The organism is Clostridium sp. AF19-22AC (assembly GCF_003479085.1).
Classification (GTDB): Bacteria; Bacillota; Clostridia; order Lachnospirales; family Lachnospiraceae; genus Faecalicatena_A; species Faecalicatena_A orotica.
In genome coordinates this window covers 158711-178615 of sequence record NZ_QUGN01000006.1, presented here as the reverse complement: position 1 = coordinate 178615, position 19905 = coordinate 158711, and the positions used below count along the sequence as shown (strand labels likewise).

Annotated in this window: 16 protein-coding genes; 2 read left to right on the top strand and 14 right to left on the bottom strand. The window is 47.4% G+C overall.

From position 1 onward, the window contains the following. Nucleotides 1-25: 25 nt before the first annotated feature. Complete coding sequence (locus tag DWX43_RS09285; RefSeq protein ID WP_118620150.1) at nt 26-1672, bottom strand: glycoside hydrolase family 3 N-terminal domain-containing protein; 1647 nt, start codon at nt 1670-1672, stop codon at nt 26-28. 191 nt (nt 1673-1863) lie between these two features. Between DWX43_RS09285 and DWX43_RS09280 the strand changes: the two genes are divergently transcribed. Further along, complete coding sequence (locus DWX43_RS09280; RefSeq protein WP_118620106.1) at nt 1864-2304, top strand: hypothetical protein; 441 nt, start codon at nt 1864-1866, stop codon at nt 2302-2304. 71 nt (nt 2305-2375) lie between these two features. Here DWX43_RS09280 and DWX43_RS09275 read toward each other — a convergent pair whose 3' ends face one another. The 11 genes from DWX43_RS09275 to DWX43_RS09225 all read right to left on the bottom strand — a co-directional run bounded on the left by DWX43_RS09275 (nt 2376) and on the right by DWX43_RS09225 (nt 14175). Continuing rightward, a complete protein-coding gene (locus tag DWX43_RS09275) occupies nt 2376-3416 on the bottom strand; it encodes a hypothetical protein (RefSeq protein ID WP_118620105.1) in 1041 nt (346 codons plus the stop codon). Nucleotides 3417-3427: 11 nt separating this feature from the next. Then, on the bottom strand, nt 3428-4384 hold the full coding sequence (locus DWX43_RS09270; protein ID WP_118620104.1) for an ABC transporter ATP-binding protein: 957 nt from the start codon (nt 4382-4384) through the stop codon (nt 3428-3430). Further along, nucleotides 4384-5367: an ABC transporter ATP-binding protein gene (locus tag DWX43_RS09265; RefSeq protein WP_118620103.1), complete on the bottom strand. Its 984-nt coding sequence runs from the start codon at nt 5365-5367 to the stop codon at nt 4384-4386. The genes DWX43_RS09270 and DWX43_RS09265 overlap by 1 nt, the downstream gene beginning before the upstream one ends. A 17-nt stretch (nt 5368-5384) precedes the next feature. Continuing rightward, nucleotides 5385-6251, bottom strand: coding sequence for an ABC transporter permease (locus tag DWX43_RS09260; RefSeq protein ID WP_242996034.1), 867 nt, complete (start codon nt 6249-6251; stop codon nt 5385-5387). After that, nucleotides 6252-7199 carry an ABC transporter permease gene (locus DWX43_RS09255; protein ID WP_109731026.1) on the bottom strand — a complete coding sequence of 316 codons (948 nt, stop codon included), beginning with the start codon at nt 7197-7199 and terminating at the stop codon, nt 6252-6254. A gap of 58 nt (nt 7200-7257) precedes the next feature. Beyond that, nucleotides 7258-8883 carry an ABC transporter substrate-binding protein gene (locus DWX43_RS09250; protein ID WP_109731025.1) on the bottom strand — a complete coding sequence of 542 codons (1626 nt, stop codon included), beginning with the start codon at nt 8881-8883 and terminating at the stop codon, nt 7258-7260. 48 nt (nt 8884-8931) lie between these two features. Next, a complete protein-coding gene (locus tag DWX43_RS09245; RefSeq protein ID WP_147356298.1) occupies nt 8932-9603 on the bottom strand; it encodes a hypothetical protein in 672 nt (223 codons plus the stop codon). Between the two features lie 220 nt (nt 9604-9823). Continuing rightward, complete coding sequence (locus DWX43_RS09240; protein ID WP_109731023.1) at nt 9824-10714, bottom strand: LysR family transcriptional regulator; 891 nt, start codon at nt 10712-10714, stop codon at nt 9824-9826. Nucleotides 10715-10807: 93 nt separating this feature from the next. Continuing rightward, nucleotides 10808-12064: an alpha/beta hydrolase gene (locus tag DWX43_RS09235; protein ID WP_118620101.1), complete on the bottom strand. Its 1257-nt coding sequence runs from the start codon at nt 12062-12064 to the stop codon at nt 10808-10810. A gap of 29 nt (nt 12065-12093) precedes the next feature. Continuing rightward, nucleotides 12094-12999 (bottom strand): MBL fold metallo-hydrolase, encoded by a 906-nt coding sequence (locus tag DWX43_RS09230; protein ID WP_118620100.1) that lies wholly within the window; start codon nt 12997-12999, stop codon nt 12094-12096. Between the two features lie 9 nt (nt 13000-13008). Then, complete coding sequence (locus DWX43_RS09225; RefSeq protein WP_182440661.1) at nt 13009-14175, bottom strand: beta-propeller fold lactonase family protein; 1167 nt, start codon at nt 14173-14175, stop codon at nt 13009-13011. A gap of 189 nt (nt 14176-14364) precedes the next feature. Between DWX43_RS09225 and DWX43_RS09220 the strand changes: the two genes are divergently transcribed. Then, nucleotides 14365-15702 (top strand): MFS transporter, encoded by a 1338-nt coding sequence (locus DWX43_RS09220; RefSeq protein ID WP_118620098.1) that lies wholly within the window; start codon nt 14365-14367, stop codon nt 15700-15702. A 107-nt stretch (nt 15703-15809) separates the two neighbouring features. Here DWX43_RS09220 and DWX43_RS09215 read toward each other — a convergent pair whose 3' ends face one another. Both DWX43_RS09215 and DWX43_RS09210 read right to left on the bottom strand, forming a co-directional pair. Then, the gene (locus DWX43_RS09215) at nt 15810-17756 is read right to left on the bottom strand and encodes a hypothetical protein (RefSeq protein WP_118620097.1); all 1947 of its coding nucleotides are present in this window, start codon (nt 17754-17756) and stop codon (nt 15810-15812) included. After that, entirely contained in the window at nt 17753-19813 is a 2061-nt protein-coding gene (locus DWX43_RS09210; RefSeq protein ID WP_118620096.1) for an MMPL family transporter, read from the bottom strand. The genes DWX43_RS09215 and DWX43_RS09210 overlap by 4 nt, the downstream gene beginning before the upstream one ends. Nucleotides 19814-19905: the final 92 nt, after the last annotated feature.

Sequence of the window (19905 nt, the reverse complement as noted above, 5' to 3'; positions counted from 1 at the left end):
TTCCCTCCTTTTGGTATTTGTACTGTTATAATCTCGTATCCGTAAGCCCGCAGAATGCATCTACCGGACTCACGCCTTTGAATTCACTTTTTCCCATAATTTTATCGAGTACTGCATAAATGCTATCTTCAGTTGCCGTATAGGCATTGATATATGTACGGATTCTTGGGATATCCTGCAAATGGTATGGATTTGCAAAGGATACAAAAATTGCATCCTCCTCCATAACAAAGCGCGGTATTTCGAGAGCATGCTTCGGACACCACCCGATACGTACCGTTGTCTGGTTGCTCGCCGTTTCCATGTTCGCCAGATACAGTGTCAGCCTGTCCCCGGGAAGACCTTTACTGCCGTGGAGGTCATCCCTGAGAGGTTCGTATACCTCCACCCTGAAGCCTTCCTGTTCAAGATAGGAAACGGCTGTCGCAGTCATACTTTTTCCCCGTATATCATCCCTTCCGATTACAATCAGCCGAATTACGGAGTATTTATCTGTTGTCACCGGCAGAATGTGCTGGATATCCTTTACCAGTGTCACCGCCTTATCTGCACACTCTCTGTGCCATCCGCGGGCATCTGTCTCGGGCTGAACAAATACCTTTTGACACACAGCTGCTTTTAATGCAAGAACACGCAGAACGGCCTCATTCAGTCTTTCTTCTGTCAATGCACCACTTTCTAAGGCATCCATCATATACTGATAATCCTCCTGAAAATCCGTGTTAAAAACAAGCATATCACTGCCCGCCATAACGGAAGCCACGATAGCTTCCCGCCGGGGCATCGTCATACAATAACCGCCCATAATTGTAGCATCGGTCGTTATCACCCCGTTAAAGTGGAACTCTTCCCTTAAAACTCCCGTCAGCAGTTCCCTGCTTTGTGATGCCGGCAGGCACTGCCCGATGGTAAGATCCGGATTTTTTTTCATTGCCACATTCGGCTGTACAATATGGCCCGCCATGATACTGAGAAGTCCCTTGTCTATCATGTTTTGGTAGATTCTTCCATAGGATGCATACCACTCTTCTGATGAAAGACTATTATAAGTAGGGTGCAGATGATGATCTCTGAAATCGACACCGTCCCCGGGAAAATGTTTTGCACATGCCGCCACGCCGCATTCCTGTACTGTCTTCATGTAAACCTCGGTAAACGCCATGACGCGCTTTAGGCTGCTTCCATAGGACCTGACATTCGTAATGGGATTCATGAAATTCAGATCCAGGTCCGAAACCGGAGAGAAGGTCCAGTTTATACCGGTTTCCCGCCCCTCTGCCGCACAGACCTGTGCAAATTTCTCCGCCATCGACAAATCATCTGTCGCTGCGACCATCATCGGCCATCCGAACAGTGTTCCCTCCGCAGTTCCTCCCGCACCACCCTCTTCCAGGTTGGCTGCTTTCAGTAACGGTACCGGGGCTGCCTCATCGAGCCTTGCATAGTTCTCCCGGATTTCCCCTGACGGGGCCGGACGGTAGAGCACGGCTCCTACTCCCTGCTCTGCAGCCATATTCGTCAACTCCTCAATACTGTAATCCTGCCCCATAACACAAAACAATTGTCCTATCTTTTGTTTCACAGTAAGTTTCTGATAAGCATCTTCTACCCACTTGATTTGCTCTCCCGTTAAGTAGAACGGGTTCCCTGCCAGATTGATTTTCTCTGTCATCCTTATTTTTACCTCCTTGCGTCCCTTACGCAGAACTGTAAATACAGCCCTTCTTTCTTTATATTGTAAACAGGAAATAAAAGTTTGTATGATGCACATTTCAGTCTCTGTAATGCAAAATATAAGGGGCTCTCTCCTTCATATACATTTATAATCAAAATAAGAAGAGAAAACTTTTAGGAGGAGATTTTATGTTTCATGGAGATTTTAAAAAACGCAACACCCTTTTTCTGCTGGCGGTCCTTGTACTGATTAGCGTATATTATTTCTTTTATTCCCAGCCCGGTGCCTCCATGCAGTTCTCAGAAAATGACCTTTCCGTCACATTTTCCGGTGGGGAATCTGACTCCGCCACATTTCTTCTGAAGAATGTACAGGAAATCTCATTCGTAGAAGAACCTGATTACGGAAAATGTCTGGACGGCAGTATATCAAACGGCGGTAACATGTACGGTCTGTGGTGCAGTGACCTTCTTGGCACATATCAGGCCTATGCCTCATCCAGAGCTGGCTCCTGTATTCTGATAAAGGATGCGGAAAAAACGGCTGTTTTTAATTATGAAAATACCGATACTACTTACTCGGCATATGAGGAGCTTAGGAAGTATTGGAAACGGGCCGGAGCAATTTAAACACTGCTTTACCGGCATTTACAGCCAAATAAAAAGAAGGAGCTGTTTTATGGCAGCTCCTCCTTTTCCTTTCAAAACGGCTGTTGTGTCTCTTTTTCCTGTATGTATTCCAATGTCCCAAAAGCGGTGTCTCTTCGGAATCGTCTCAAATATTCCCATACCTGTACAGCCACATTTTTACAATGTATATGGGGAAGTCCCTCTACACTGATAAATCTGGCCACAGGCACCTTCGATACGTTTTCATACTGTCCGCAGTACCAGTAGGTTCCCTCCATATAATCCATCCACGTATGATCAAAATCCAGACCAAATTCACGCTTTACTCTGTCCTCAGAGTTATGGAAGATATCCTGAGATCTGGCGAGGCTGATTTGCTGATAGTTTTCTGTCTGTGCAAATTTCAGCATCCATTGATTAAATGTAGTGATATACGCTTCCTCTTCCAGAGGCCAGATATTTTTCCCATCCATCTTTCCTCCGATGCAGATAAGAGCCTGTCTCGGACAGGACTCTTTCACAGATTCCTTTAAAATTCCTGCGAGCTCACTGCCTCTGAATATATGTGCTCCACATACGAGGCCCGTGCCTGCAAGCCTGTCCTTTAACCGTACTGTCAGTTTGGCCGAAGCCGATGCCCCATAGCCAAAACCAGTTACGTAGATCCGTTCCCGGTCAACGGCATATCCGTTTTCTTCTAACTGATGCATGATATATCGGAAATCATCCTCCAGCCCTTTCAGTTCTTTCAGATGGTACTCGGGATATACGCAGATGAGCTTCTCCTTTGCAATCAGGTCACTATATCCATAAGTCTCGGCACAGAATATGTCATCCGAGCTGTCATGATAGCAGTAGATAACCGGATAGCTTCGCCCCATCTCTGCCTGAAGGGGGGAAAGGACGGAATATACCCTGCCATGATTCCCCAGATCGTATATTTTCTTCTTCACATCACGTGCTTTCCAGTATTTTAAAACATAAGGATGCAGCGGTGCATCCTTATAGCTTTTATAGACATACTGCATTTCAAAAGCATTCATTCCATACTCAGACGTATTGAATGCCCCGGGATCAAATGTTCCATTTGCAAAAGCAGAAATTGCATTCATAGCCTGCCTCCTTATCCGATTTCTTTGTTCCGGCAGCAAGATACAAAGTGTCCTGGTGATACTTCCTCTAATATCTGCGGCTGATGGCATTTTTCCTGCACATACGGGCAGCGTGAGGCAAAACGGCATCCGGGCCGGGGGTTAATTGGACTTGTAATTTCACCCTTCAGCTGAATCCGCTGCATCGGACGATGAATATCTGTAGAAGGGATTGCTGACAGCAGTGCCTTTGTATAGGGGTGCAGTGTATTGCTAAACAACTCTTTCGTACTGCTTTTTTCCACAAGCTGTCCAAGGTACATCACACATATGTTATCAGAAATATGTCTCACAACCGATAAGTCATGGGTAACAAACATATAAGCCATCCCCATCTTCTGCTGCAACTCTTTAAGCAGATTGAGCACTGCCGCCTGTATTGATACATCCAGCGCGGAGACAGGCTCGTCACAGACAATAAATTCCGGATTGAGCGCCAGCGCACGGGCAATACAGACCCTCTGTCTGCGTCCGCCGTCCAGCTCGTGGGGATAGGACATCCGCAGACGTTCATCAATGCCTACCAGCTCCATCAGCCGGGTCGCCTCTTCCCTCAGTTCTGCCTTCGAATGAAAGCGTCCGGAACGCTTTAAAGGCTCCATCACTGTATTTTCTATGCGCAGACGAGGATTCAGGCTGGAATAAGGGTCCTGAAATACAATCTGCATCTTCTCCCTGATTTTTTTCAGTTCTTTTCCTTTTACATGTGTAATATCCTGTCCCTTGAAACAGATATTCCCGTCTGTTGCCTCTAAAAGATGGATCAAAGTACGCCCCAGTGTACTCTTTCCACATCCCGATTCTCCGACGACTCCCAGAGTCTCACCTTTTTGAATGGCAAAGCTGACATCATCAACCGCATGGTTCGTTCCGGCAGGTACCTTAAAGTATTTTTTCAGATGTTCTACCTTTATAAACTCTTCACCCATCACTTAAGTCCCCCTTTCCTGATGCATGCGCAGAAATGTCCCGGTGAGATTTCCTGCATCGGAATGTCACCCTCCCTGCAGGCCTCTGACGCATAAGGGCAGCGCGGTGAAAAGGCACAGCCCTGCGGCAGATTTGTTGGGTCCGGAGGCATGCCTGCAATCGGATGCAGCATCTCGTCGTCTCCTGCCAGACTGGGCAGTGAATCAAACAGCCCCTTTGTATAAGGATGTGAGGGATGGTCAAACAAGTCTTCTTTCGAGCCTTTTTCAACGATTTTTCCTGCATAGATGACTGCGACATTATCACAGGTCTGGGCGATCACGCCCAGATCGTGTGTAATCAGAATCATGGAGGTCCTGAACTTCTCTTTCAATTGGTTGATCAGATCCAGTACCTGTGCCTGTATCGTAACATCCAGTGCTGTCGTCGGCTCATCTGCCAGAAGCAGCTCCGGGTTACATGCAAGCGCCATCGCAATCACTACCCTTTGTTTCATGCCGCCGGAAAACTGATGCGGATACTCTCCATATCTTTCCGCCGGAATCCCTACGGTCTCCAGCATTTCACCTGCACGCTTCATGCCTTCTTCTCTGCCATAATTATTATGCAGAAGCAGAACCTCCAGAATCTGGTCGCCTACCGTCATCAAAGGATTTAACGCTGTCATAGGATCCTGAAATATCATAGCAATTTTCTGTCCTCTGACATCCAGCATTCCTTCTTCTGGTTTTTTTAGCAGCTCCTCCCCATCCATCCAGATTTCCCCGCTTAGTATTTTCGCGGGCGGATCAGGCAGAATCCGAAGAATTGATTTTGCTATCGTCGTCTTTCCTGCACCGGTCTCTCCTACCAACCCCAGTGTTGTACCTTTTGGAACGCTAAAAGATACACCGTTTACAGCATGGACTATCTTATGGGACTGCGTGTAAATCACATTCAGGTCTTTTACAGAGAGGAATATTTCCTTTTTATGATCAGACATCTTGTCTCCTCCTTTTATCAGTCTCTCAGTTTTGGATCCAGTGCATCGCGCACGCCGTCACCCATCAGATTGATTGCAAACACCGCCAGAGCAATGATAATCCCTGGAACCAGGATCAGATGCGGATACGTCCTGATATAAGCGCGCCCTTCGGAAAGCATGGCGCCCCATTCCGGATTCGGCGGCTGTATTCCCAATCCGATGTAGGAAAGAGAGGCTGCCATAATGATGCAGGAGCCGATTCCCATTGTCATAGTCACGATAATCGGCTGTATGACATTCGGAAGCAGATGCTTAAACATAATAGAAAGATTACTGCAGTTAATAGACTGGGCCGCTTCTATATATTCCCTGGACCGCTCCGACAGGATCTGGCCGCGTATCATCCGGACGGTTCCCGGCACGCCTCCCACCGTAAGGGCAAGCACGGTTGCGAAGAATCCTGAGCCCATTGCACTGGAAACAAGAATACAAAGCATGGTCCCCGGAAGTGCTGACCATACATCCATCAGCCTCATAATAACCGTCTCGGTCATGCCGCCAAAATATCCGCCGATAGACCCGATGATGACGCCCACTGCCGCCCCGAATAATGAAGCACAGATTCCCAGTGCCAGTGAATACCGCCCTCCATACATCAGACGGGTGAACAAGTCCCTCCCCATCGAATCGCATCCCAGCAGATGCTGTGAGGATGGACCGGAATACATATTAGCCAGGTCCACGCCGTTCACTTCATATGGGGAAAAGAACGGACCGGCCAAACAGACCAGGACAATGAGTGCCAGAAGAATAATCCCGAGTTTTGCACTGAATGCCTTTGTCATGCGCTGAAAGAATTCCAGCGTCTGACTCTGTTTATGTACCTTTCTGGTCTTTGACATCTACTTCACCTTCTTTCCTTTGCTGTATTGGGCCTTGATCCTCGGATCAAGAAAGGCATAGCACAGGTCCATAATCAGGATTGCCACGGAGCAGAACAGTGCAAAAAAGATAACACATGCCCGCACCACCGGATAATCGTGCTGATTGACGCCTGCAAGCATGTAGGCGCCCACACCCGGGATTGAGAATACAGATTCAATCACGGGAGAACCTGCAACTACCATGGCAAGTCCGCCCCCTACGCCTGTTATAATCGGCATCATGGCATTTGGAAGCATATGCTTTCTCGTGATCACTTTTTCTTTCTGTCCCTTAGCCCTGGCCGTTGTTACAAAGTCCGCCCGGATCACCTCCAGCATACTGGAGCGCGCCTGCCTTGCATTCACTGCGATTCCGCCGAGTGCACACGAGATGATCGGAAGAATATAGCAGGCCATACTCTCAATGCCATATGCAGGGAGCCACCCCAGCTTCAGGGAGAACAAAAGGATCAAAAGCAGCGCCACAAAAAAGTCCGGAGCTGATATGAACACCATAGCAATTATCATCACAAGAGAATCCTGCCATTTTCCCTCATGTGTTCCTGCAAATATGCCAAGGAGCGTACCGATCGTAACGTTCAGCACCATAGCGGAAAGTCCGATCAGCAGCGTTCTCGGGAGCCGGACCGCGAGCTCTGCCATGACAGAGCTGCTGAATATCCAGGAATCCCCGAAATCTAATCGTATAAAAGTATCATACATATATCTGCCCAGCTGGACCAGATATGGCTGGTCCAGTCCAAGCACCGTTCGTTTTTGATTAATTACTTCTACAGTGGCTTCTTTTCCCAGCATCAGGCTTGCAACATCTCCGGGAACCAGATATGTCAACGTAAATATTACCACACCGGCGCACCATAGAATGACGATCATCATCAATATTCTTTTGACAATATATCGAAACATAGGACTCCTCCTGTTTTTTATCTAACCCGGAAAGCATATGCCTGCCAGAATTAGTGAATTATTCCTGTCCAATAAATTTTGCTGCACCCGGAGTGTAATATCCTTCGCGGTAATACATCTCTTCCATATTAGCCGTATAGACAAGTGCGGTACTGACATTTGCAATCGAATACAGATATCCCTTATCAATTACATAGTCCAGAACCTCGCGCATATGCTCCGTATCATGGGTTGCATCTGCAGTCGCTGTCTCATACAGTTCCTGAAGCTTCGAATCCTCAATCAGTGAAAATGTAAGCCCGTTGTTTACTTCATTATCCATCAGCAGGTGCCATGAGCCTACCATGCTCGGTCCTCCGATTGTGTTGATCATCATATCCCACTGGTCCGAATACGTTGGACTTGTCATTGTATTATAGGTGTCATTTGTTACCGCATTGATCTCCAGCTTGATGCCAGCCTGTTCTAGCAGCACCTGTATCATCTGCGCTGCCGCTGTGGCCGTCTCATTGTTTACGCAGATAAGTTTCAGTGTTTCCCCTTTATAACCGGCTTTATCCAGATAATCCTTTGCTTTGTCCACATCATAATCCGTAATATAGGTTCCGTCTAATTCCAGGGCTTCATCATAATCTGCATATGCAGAATTGCCAAGGGATGTGGATGGGACATACTGTCCGCCCATTGCCGTTGATACAGCCTGATTGTCTATTGCATAATAAACCGCTTTTCTTAAATCTTCTCCCATTCGCTGCCCGTTTGGAGCAATATACCAGTAATCGCCCTGTACGACTTCTTCTACTTTATAGCGTGGATCAGAGGTAAACTTTTCTTCATCCGCAAGCGGCACATAACTGCACACATCCAGTGTTCCGTTTTCCAATCCTACAACTGCCGTTGAAGATTCTGTTACTACATCCAGTTCCAGCGTCTGAACCGTAGCTTTGTGGCGTCCCGTCAGCTGGTCCTGATACTTCAGTCCCCAGTAATCGTCATTTGCTTCCATCACAACTTTGGAACCGGTCACAAAGTCCGTCACCTTATAGCAGCCTGTCCCGACCGGAGTCGTTGCCATCCCGCCGTGGTCCTCATAGGCCTTCTGTGAAAAAATCAGGGTTCGTACCAGTGGAAATTCAATTTCTGAAATAGCCGGCGGCACTTCCTTCCAGTTCATTTTAAAGGTATAGTCATCAATTACTTCGATGGAATCATAATAATCAAAACGGATCGCCTGCCCGGCTGCAATAATTTTTTCAAAACAATATTTCACATCATTTGCCGTAATATTATTTCCTTCCCAGTCCGTGATGTCATTGTGCAGCTTGACTGTCCAGGATGTTCCGTCCTCTGAAGGCTCGTATGATTCTGCCATACATGGGACCAGCTCCCCGGAATTGTCATCTGCCATGTCAAAGAGAGACTCATAAATGCCATAAATCCAGTAATATCTTGATCCCAGATTGACATCGTCCCCTTCCAGATCCTGCGGATCTTCCGAGATTGCCACGACCAGCTTATCATAACGTCCATTCTCCAGAATGTGGCTTTTTGCATCCCCGCTGTCCACTTCCGCAGACGTACCTGAACTTTTCGAATCTGACCCCTTGTTCGTTACGGAACCGCATGCTGCCAGCGTAACTGTCATCGACACGGCCAAAAGTAAAGCTAACATTTTTTTCTTCATTTCATTTTTCCTCCTTTGATTGAATAAATGCTTTCTCAAGACGGCTGTTTAATCCACTGTGATCTGTACCCCGTCATCCCCGGGGGGCTCTGCCGCAGTGCTCACTTCATAAGGAACACGCCTCTCTATAGCGGACATTGCAAGTGCGGACAGCACACATGCTAAAAATTGTGCTGCCGCCATAACTGTACCTTTTCCCGAGCCTGTCTGACTCAGGAAAAAAGACAGAAGTACAAACAACGTATCCGCGGCAAAGCATCCTGCCGCGGCCAGCGAAATCCTGCCCAGAGAAACGGATGCACTTTTATATTGCCCGACAGTCATCGCCCTGGGAGCAAACACATAGTTGATCAGCAGTATATAACTAAGTGCTGTCAGCACAAGAACAGTCATGAATTCCGAGATTGTCAGATACCAGGCTGTGGATGATAACCTGCACCCTGCCTGGATCAGCATAAATACCATACCTGCCGACAATAGTACATACAGGATTCGTATCAGCAGATACGGACACAGCGATAGCTTTTGTCTGTACCAGACACCGGTATATTCCCGAACCAGTTTCATCCTTCCATTGGCACCCATTCTCCGATATTCCGTGTAATCCTCAAAATGCTTGTGGTAAGAATGGCTGTGAAATCCTCTGAAATCAGCATCCCGTTCATATAGCTTCTGTCTCAGTCTCCGGTTTGTATGGCTTATCCACTTTTTATCCGCCAAATTAATCCCTCCTGTACCTGAATTTTTCATGCTGTTTCCTTGCCCTAAAATGAATTTACCATATGTCTCCTGCTTTTGTTACTTCACAATCTGGATGCTGTGATGCGCAAAACGCATTGTGCATTTTTACTTTATTTTATTTTTATGTGCAGCAGTTTTTTCTATATATCACAAAAAAAGAAGCCTGGTGAAACCAGACTTCTGTATAATATGCCTATCTTTATTCTAATAGTGTTTGATTGATATCTTTATTGTTTATCTTCCATTTCTTAGCAAACCTGATAAATGATTCTGCCGCTTTGGACAGACTTCCGTCATTGCGGTAGCACATAGCGATATTGTACTCTATATTTGGCACAATATCCAGGATTTTCAGGCCCGGCCGGCTGGGAGCATACTCTGGTGTTCCGTGGATCAGCGCAATGCCAATCTTTTGTTCTACCATCTTAAGCACATCATTCCCCACCGGCGCCGTGGCCGTAATGTCAGGTGTAAATCCAAGCTTGTTAAAAAACTCCATAAACATATCGCTGAATGTGGCATCCTCTGTCATGGCAACGAACTTCTCATCCTTCAGTTCTTCAAGCGATACGGCGCCTTTGTCTGCCAACGGGTGGGAATCATATACAACTGCAAGCATGCGGATGCTCATAAAAGGATACAGCACGAGTTCATTATCCAGATTATCTGCCCCAGCCATAAAAACAACATCCAGAAGTCCCTCACGCAGCTTCATATCGGCATGCTCCGGATGATAATATTCCAGCGTATACTGTGGATATTTCTTCTTAAAATCGATCAGCAGATCGATGATTTTACCGAATGCCGTAATCTTTATGACATTGCTTTCCTCATCTTCATGGTGCAGCGCCTTATAGCACTGCTGCTGTGCAAATGCAATCTTTTTCGCATATGGAAGAAATGTCTTGCCCGCCTCATTCAGCACAAAGCCAGTCCTTGTCCGGTCAAACAGCGTGATGCCGAACTCCTCCTCAAAAGACTGGATGTGACGTACCAGAGTGGACTGCGATACAAACAGCTTCTCTGCTGCTGCGTAAGAGCTCCCCAGCTCTGCCAGTGCCAGAAAGTCCTGAATATTTTTTGTCTCCATACCCTAACCTCTACCCTCTTTCGTAAAACCACCACATTGTTGATACCAGTATACCAGAATCTCTTTCTGTATTTCAACAGGCAGATTTACACTCTAGGCCCCCAGTTTATCCAGCCAGACTGCAATGTAGTCAAAACAGTTCTTCACCGTATCTCCAAACGGGTACCCCTTTGCGTCCTCCTGCGGGGTAAAATTATGAGATGCACCTTCTACAAATGCGATCGTTTTATCCTTTCCCGGTGCCTGCTTATATATTTCTTCCGCAGCCAGAAATTCATAGCTTCCCGTCATCCCCATAATCAAAAGAGGGACCCTCACATGCCGGATATTTCCCGGCGTGCAGCTGAAAGAGGAATCCCAGTCAATACCGGACATATGGGTGCTGTCATATCCGAATCCCTTCGTGCGGACGCAGGAGCAGGTCAAATATGTACGGATTGTTGTGATATCTGTGGCGAATTTATTCATTGTCACCATATTCTTATCAAAGTGCGGGCTTCTCAGAGAACAGATCACCTCATTTGTTACGGCTGCGTCTGCATGGATTAAATCGTATTTTTCCTGCGTGTGGGATAAATACCGGATATCCTGCGGGAACAGTTTATTATTCGGTGCAATCTGTGAGCCGCCGGCAATAATAAACGGTTCATCGTCATCAAAATCTCCGGCACCTGCTTCAATCTTCTCCAGCCGCTCCAGAGCATATGCTATCAATGCGTTGTTGCGTTCCTCCTGCGCTTTGTGGTAATTTGCAACAAATTCATCGGAGTACCGGGAGCCCTCCGGATGAAATCCGTTTTTCGGATCAAACAGGTCAAATCCGGGCTTCAGGCTGCGGCTTGATGTCTGAGCTGTAATCCCCGGCTCCAGACTTACCAGCGTCATAACGCCATTTCCCCAGTTTGAATCCAGCAGCATCACCGCATCCGCCTTTGGCAGCTTCTTCATGTCTCTCATCTTCACAATCCGGTGTTCATCCTGAAATATAGAAACTCCGTTCTCTGCAACTGCCTGATATGCGCTCATCAGAGTGGCGCCCCCACTGTGCCCCAGAAGCACAGTCCTCTGGATTCCCTCATACGACTGCATATATTCCAGGGCTCTCCCGACATCCTCCAGTTTATCCTCAAAAGGCCCTCTGGATTCCCCTACATTGGATGCCACCACTGTAAATCCTCTTTTAGCAAGCTCTGGTGCCGGAATGAACCCATAGTAGTCTCCGTCCGAATGCATCAGTACGATCCCCGTGCCTGCACGTTCCTCCTGACGGACCGGTTCATAGACCACACCGCCCTGACGGTGGGTTAGTTGTATATATTTATTTTTTATTTCATAATATTGACTGTTCATAATGATTTCCTTCCTGTCTTCATTTTCTCTTATTTTTCTCTCAATCGAATGTCATACGTGATACTCGTCCCTGCATATTCTACCTGGCGCAGATAGGACATATCTGCCCCTTCCCCGTCAAAATGCATATCTTCAGGATGCGGCATCTGCCTGTGATAGGCCCGGCTGCCGTCAGGTGCCGTGATTTCCGGCAGCCTGAACTTATGGGGGCGGGGAATTTCTCCCTCGTGTCCGTCTAAAATGTATTCCGCACATGCCAGCAGTCTGTCAATGACAGCTGCGTCAAAGTGTCCCTGACCTGCACATAATGTATCAAACTCCCCGCGGTGTGCCGCAAGTTTTCTTAAATTTTCCGCAAAAGAGGTAAGCCCCCCGTTCAGATGCTTTTCTCCTTCTGTAAGCTCATCTCCGGAGAACAGAAGCCTCTCCCGGCGGTCCAGCAGTACAATGCTGCCGGCTGCATGGTCCGGAAACGCAAAAACCTCCAGATCCCGTTCCCCCAGATGAAAAATGTATCCTTCCCCGATGATAATCCGCTTATAATCCTGCGGAAATGTAATTCCCGCAAAGCTGGGGGAAGGAATCGTCGCCAGACGCCCTGTCTCCTGCGACATAAATGCCTGTTCAAAATAACCGTTATTCGCCGTATGGTCAAAATGATCATGGGTATTCACCACTGATTTGACTGGTTTTTCGGTAAGGCTCTGCATATATTCACGGATATTTCCGGCCCCGTAGCCCGTATCAATTGCAAGCGCTTCATTTTCTCCCTCCACAAGATAAGAGAAATCTCCTGAACTGAGAATTCTCCACGTCCCCGGGGCTGTTTTCACCGACTCAAAGTATGCTTCATCCATATGGCTGAATGAGCCGTCCGGATTCTGAATATACTGCTCATGTCTGCTGGAAAAATCAATTAATTTTACACTTTTCATATTTGCCTCCTATTCCGGACAGTAAAAGGATATATACGATGCCCCCGGCTGTACCGGCCCCTGGCAGGCGGCTGATAACGTACCATCCTTTGCGATCTCGTAGGAAGTCAGTTCACCGCCGACCAGGCAGGCTGACACGATATACCTTCCATTCGGGGAAATCGCCAGGCCTCTCGGCCGGTTCCCGGGCACCGCAAGATTCTGAATCCGTGTTAAAGCCCCGCTCTCCTGATCGATCGCCATCACTGCGATGACATCGGCCGCATTGATTAATGTATACAGGTACCTTCCTTCGGGATCAATCACAAACCCCTGCTGCTCCAGCCTCGTCGTTTTCTTTACAGGAAGACTCTGGTCCAGTGCATTTTCTATACAGATTTTTTCCACATTTCCGTCTTCCTCATAACGAAAGGCCGTCACATAACATTTGCCGTCGTATGACGCCTCATGGTTCACAAAAAGATACGGTTTTTCCGGGTGGAATACGACATATCGCGGAGAGGCATTCCCGGTATCTGTTAATGTCCTGCTCAGCAGTCTTAACCTTTTTTGATTGTAGTCAAATGAATACAGATACAGGAACCCATTTCCCTTGTCTGCCACTGCAATCAGTTTCCCGGAGGGCGAAAATACCGCACAGTGCGGATGTGCTTCCTTCTTTCCGGTTTCGTCCCCGTGATTGACATTTTCTACCAGGCGCACCGGATTCCCGGCTTCATTCAGGCTGTATACCTGCAGATCGGCCTCCGCATAAGTCACTTTTGTCTCAATTGTACCGTCCGCGCTTCTTCTATGAACCGCTACTCCCATTGGGAATGAATGATGTGCCTCAAATAAATACATCCCGGTTGGATCTACCGTAACATAAGCCGGATTGGGGCACTCCGTAACAAGTCTCATATTTTCCTTTGCTTCGCCGCTTACGGGGTCTAAATCATATATGAAAATACGCCCGGAAGAACAGGGTGCACCCATGAAATGCATGACCTCGTTGTTCACATACAGTTTGTTTTTCCGGCTGTCAATATATGAGCCGTTAAATGACTCCTTATTACTAATCTGCCTGACAAACCTGATCTCTCCGTTTTGCTGATCAAACGTATACTGTCCCAGGCCCGGAACACCGCCGTGCTCTGCCCAGGAACTGACATACATAAATACTAAATTCTTGTCCATGATTCTGCTGCTCCTTTCTTTTCTTTTTTTCAGAATACACGAAGAAAAGGAAAATATATCAGCCGATAGTTGCAAGTCCTGATTCATATTATGAATCACAAAATTGTCAAATGAGGTACCGGAAACCCTGTGGATATAGTACAATACAGGTAACCGTTCAGAATCCTGATCGGACACATCCGGGGAGGTATGATCAGAATGGAATCCGGCAAACAAGCGAAGGTTTCTGCCCTGTCGAAAACTGCATATGGTCTGGGCGATGCATCAACTACTTTACTAAGGCTGGTTCAGATGTCGTATCTTACCTACTTTTATACTGACGTGGCCGGCATTCATCCGGCAGCCGTAGGTACTATGTTTCTGGCTGCCAGAATTTTCGATGCGGTCAATGATCCGTTTTTCGGTTATCTGGTAGATAATACACACTCCCGAAAGGGGAAATGCCGTCCCTGGTTTTTAGGCGATGCAGTCCCTCTCGGAGTTTTCGGAGCGCTGTGTTTTCTCTCTCCAGACATGTCCGGGGGCTTTAAACTGGCATTTGCCTACATCACATATATCGGTTATGGCATTGCAGCGACAGCGGTTAATATTCCTCTTGGCGCCATTTTGCCTAATATGACTAACGACCCGCAGGAGCGCACAAATGTAAACACCTGGAGGATGGTCTTTGGACAGCTTGCCGGAGCCGTCTCTTCTGTCATCACAATACCGTTAGTTGCATATCTGGGCCGCGGAAATGAAAAGGCCGGCTATTTTAAGACAGCTGCCCTCTACGGGATTTTCGCCGGAGCTTGTCTGTTATTCTGTTATACGATGATTCGGGAAAATGTGTCTGAGAAGCAGGCGCATGCGAAGCTGGGGGTAAGGGACTCCCTGCGCGGACTAAGGGGCAATGTACCACTGTACTGCCTGATGGCGCTGACGTTTTTTCATAGTGTGTATATGACTGTCTATAATTCCGGAGCCATGTACTATCTGAAATACAAGGTCCATAACATCGCACTGATGTCTACACTTTCGCTCATGAATTATGCTTCTGTCATTGCAATGCTGACCATACCACGCTTGAACAGAAGATTTTCGAAAAGAAATCTTGTATGCTTTGGATTTTTTCTGGGGATTCTTGGAAGGATTTTGATTCTGATATGCAGTAAAGTGTCTGTTTTATATATAGGAATGTTTATTTCTGGATTTGGAAATGGATTTGCAACCGGACTTCTATATGCTATGATTGCAGATGCGATCGATTATGGAGAATACAAGTCAGGAATCCGCACACAGGGAGTCACCTTCTCTGCCGCCACTTTTATGGAAAAGCTTGCGTCCAGTACCGGAGGCGCCCTGACAGGATTTGTTCTTTCAATCGGAGGGTATAATCAAAAACTGTCTGTGCAGTCCCCCTCCGCCATACATTCTATCGAGGCTGTTTACCTGGTAATACCTATTGCTCTATGCGCTGGCGCGATTTTTATAATGCATTTCTATCATTTAGATAAAGAAATGTCCGCAGTTGAAAATGCTTTATAGGATGTACATCCTATGAAACAAAAAAGTCCGGGCGGGAGTCCGGACTTTAACTGATTAGATATACTTTTATAACAAATTCTATCTATGACTACTCATGTTTTTCACTCCTACCGAAAAAGATTTATAAACTTCTCCCATGCACTTTCTTTTTTTGTATCTTCTGTCTCCGGCTTCTCAGTCTCCGGCCTGCTGATCCCTTCTGTAGAGAGTACGAACTGTACCGCCCCGACATTTCTGTTTTTAACAGATGTAAAAGATACCGGCTTAAAATCATTGTTCGTATATTTATCCAGCATTTCATCAATGCCTTTCCTGATTTCTTCCGGCAGCTTTGCCGTGGACTCATTCAGAGTGTCCAGCCCTCCTGACAGCTGGGCCGCCCCGTCCGACAGTTCCTTTGCCCCGTCATCCAGACTGTTTACACCGCCAAGCAGGCCGGATGCACCATCTGCTGTCTGGCTGATACCGCCTGACAGTCCTGCAGTTCCTTCCGCCAGACTGCCGATACCGCTGTGAATTTCTGCATATCCCCCTGCAAGGCTTTTTACTCCGTCCATATATTTGGACAGTCCCTCATGGAATCCTGCGTACTGGCCGGCAAGCTGTGTCATCCCATCAGACAGCGTTTTCAGGCCTTCCGGGTCCATACCATCCAAAGCTCCTAGCTGCGTGGACATTCCCCGCAGATTCTGCACCATCTCTGTCATCCCGCCCTGAAGCTGTTCCAGATTTTGTTTGATTCCCTGATAAGTTCCGATTACAGCCATAGCTGCTGTATAGTTGTTTACCAGTTTCCCAAACACCGCCTGTGTCTCAGGAGATGTTCCTTTCAGTTCTTCCGAAGCCGCATATAATTCTTCTGCCGTGACATCCTGCATTGGGTACTGTGCGATAACCTGGTCCATTACCTGAAACAGGCCGGCATATCCTGTCTGCACCTGTTCCAGCGCACCGGCCAGACTGTCCAGTCCTCCGGGCAGCTCCTTCAGCGGTGTAAGATCAAGGTTTCCAAAATCCTGTACCCCTGCTTTCAACATCTGTAGTGCCTGATTGATTTCCCCGGAACCGTTAAGCAGTTCATCGGAGAGGGACGCCATCTGGTTCAGACCTTCCTGAAACTCACCCGACCCTGACTGTAAAAGCCCCGCACCGCTGCTGATACTCTCGGCACCTTCTTTCAGCCGGCCAATCCCCTGATTAAATTCGTTCACACCACTTTTGAGTTCCGCGGTGCCTCCATGCAGGGCCGACGCACCGTTTTTTAACTGTTTTGCCCCGCTGTCCAGTTCTGTTACCCCCTGGCTTAGCTGGTTCAGTCCGTCTGTAAGCCTGTCGATTTCACCGATATCAATCATGTCCGCCCCCGCCGAAAATGGGACGGCCGCTATAGAAATCCCACTCATGGAAAATGTATCCGCATCTGTACTGATCCGCATCTTTCCAACAGTCTCAGGCATGACAGTAAACGTGATCTGCTTATCTGACCCGGCATTTGCCAGCACCGCATCCTCTGCCTTTATATTACGGCAGATAGAAGTATCCAGTGTTATTGTTACCTGCAGCATATATTTTTCATAAAATATCTTATCCGCCTCCGGGTTCTGCCTTGTGTCAATCTCGATTCCGATTTTCCCTGATGCGCCGCCAAGTTTTTCCGCAGGGACCGCTTTTCCGTCCAGAGTATAAGTAATCTCTATTACCCACGGAAGATTTTTTCCAGTCATATTCCCCTGATAATAAAATCTTCCCTTCCTGGCATCCACACTCACTTTATCACCTGTATAATGAAGTTCACCCATATCCGTCAGGTTTTCCAGAAGGGCATAGTCCCCATAGTCCGTAATTGTGCCGTCCTGAGGCATATCAAATGCATTTACAACGTATATTTCCTTCACCTGCCCGTCCGGCTTCATTGAAGAATATACTACCTCTTCCTTCGTAATCTGCGCGGGCTCCCCGGCATACACCTGCATGCCCGTCATGCAGAGTGCTACAGACAACAGGATTGATATCGCAGGCAGGAATCTGCCTGTCCACGTTCTATGTTTTCTCATTTCTTCACCTCCCGGTAAAATGTACAGTGGTACGTTACTGCCCCGATTGCCTTGTCCAGCAGAAGCAGCAGCATAGGAAGTATGACGGCAACCATCGCCAGTGAAAGGAATGTCCCCCGGCCCAGCAGCAGTCCCAGCTCGGCTACGATGGGGTTGGAAGAGGTCAGTTTCAGGCAGAACCCCGCGGAGGCGAGGATCAGCGCAGAAGTCATGATTGCAATGAGGTTCCGGTTCAGCACACCCGTTATTGCCTCCTTCTTCCCCATTTCCTTTCTGCGGTTCATGTAATTGCTGGTAATAAAAATCGCATAGTCTATGGTTGCGCCCAGCTGTACCGTATTGATGACAAGGAAGCCGATGTATACAAGAGAATTCCCTGCAAAATATGGCACCGACAGGTTAATCCAGATGGCTGCTTCTATAATGAACAAAAGGATAACCGGAATGAGCAGTGACTTAAAGGTCAGGAAAAGTACGAGGGCAATCGCCGCAATTGCAATGCCATTTACCAGTTTCGTATCACTGGATACGACCTGCTTCATGTCATACAGATTCGTGCTCTGACCGCATGAATAGTACTCACTGTAATAGCTCCCTGCCGTCTTCCTGATTTTGCTTACCAGATCAAATGCTTCTTTCCCTTCCTCCTTTGTATCCGTATCGACCACAATCCGTGCATAGTGCTCCGAATAGAAGTTATCTAAAATCCGGCTGTCCAGATACCCTGGCGGAATCGTACTGCCTACACTTACCGCATAGGAAACGACACTGTTCACATGGTCCATCTTTTCCAACTCCCTGCTCAGCAGAAGTTCCTTAGCCATATCGCCCTTCGGCACCAACAGCACGACAGACGTCGACTGTCCGAATACTTCGTTGATTTTCCGGCTGTCCTGTCCCAGCTTCATGGCTGCATTGGCTTCCCCCATGCCATAGATAAAATTCGATCTGGCCTGCGCCAGATAGCATGGAACAATCAGCAGAAGCACAACGATAAATGCCGGTATCCGCAGCTTAAGCAGCACATCCCCTGCCCATTTCAGTTCTGGAATAAGCTTCCTGTGTTTCGTCCGGTCGATCAGACCGCAGCATAATAATGTAAGCGCCGGCAGGAACACCATAACCGACAGATAACTGAAGATAATGCCTTTTACAAGGTTCAGTCCCAGATCTGAACCGATCCGGAAACGCATAAACATCAGCGCCATAAAGCCGAACAAAGTAGTCGCCGCACTCGCCGCTACCGAAGGAAATGCCAGATGCATCGCCTTTACCATCGCACTCTCCACATCATCCGTGAGCTTACGCTGCTCTTCAAAGTTATGAAGCAGGAAAATCGCGTAGTCCAGAGATACCGCCATCTGGAGAATCGGGCTTATTGCCTGGGTAATATAAGAGATTTCCCCGAGGAAGAAATTACTTCCCATATTAATCAGGACTGAGATCCCGATGGTCGCAAGAAAGAGAACCGGCTCAATCCAGGAAGATGAGGTCAGCAGCAGAATCACAATAATCAGGGGAACCAGAATCATCATCGCGTTCATCGATTCCTTCACCGAGATTTTCTGTGAGAATGCATTGGAGGCTGCGTCTCCGTCGACAGCATTTTCTTCGCCAATCAGCTCATAGACTGCATTGGTGGCATCCATCTCTTTTCCCTTATGTACCGTCACTGTAAACAGCGCATTCCCGTCCCTATAGTAGGACTGCACCGTATCTCTGTCCTGTGTTTCAAGGGGTTCCTTCAGGTTTACCACATCATCCAGCCACATCACGGCATCCACGCCGTCAATTGCTTCGAGCTGTTCTTTATACTCCAGCGCCTCCGGTAAAGTGACATCATAGATCATGACCCGCTCGTTCGGCACTGCTGCATGGAACTCCTTATCCATAACCTTGAGGGCCACCGTAGATTCTGCATCTTCCGGCAGATAATCTGCTAAAGTATAATTGACCTTTACCTTTGTCATCAAAACAGCGCATATGCAGGTGAGCACAAGGAAAATCCCCACGACCAGCTTCCTGTGTATCGTCACCTTGCGGGCTATCCGTTCCATTCAACCACCTCCCGGTCAGACGTGTACAATGAATTATGAAATCGAAATATTCTGATTTTTCAGTTATTTATATTAATATAATTTTACTCTTT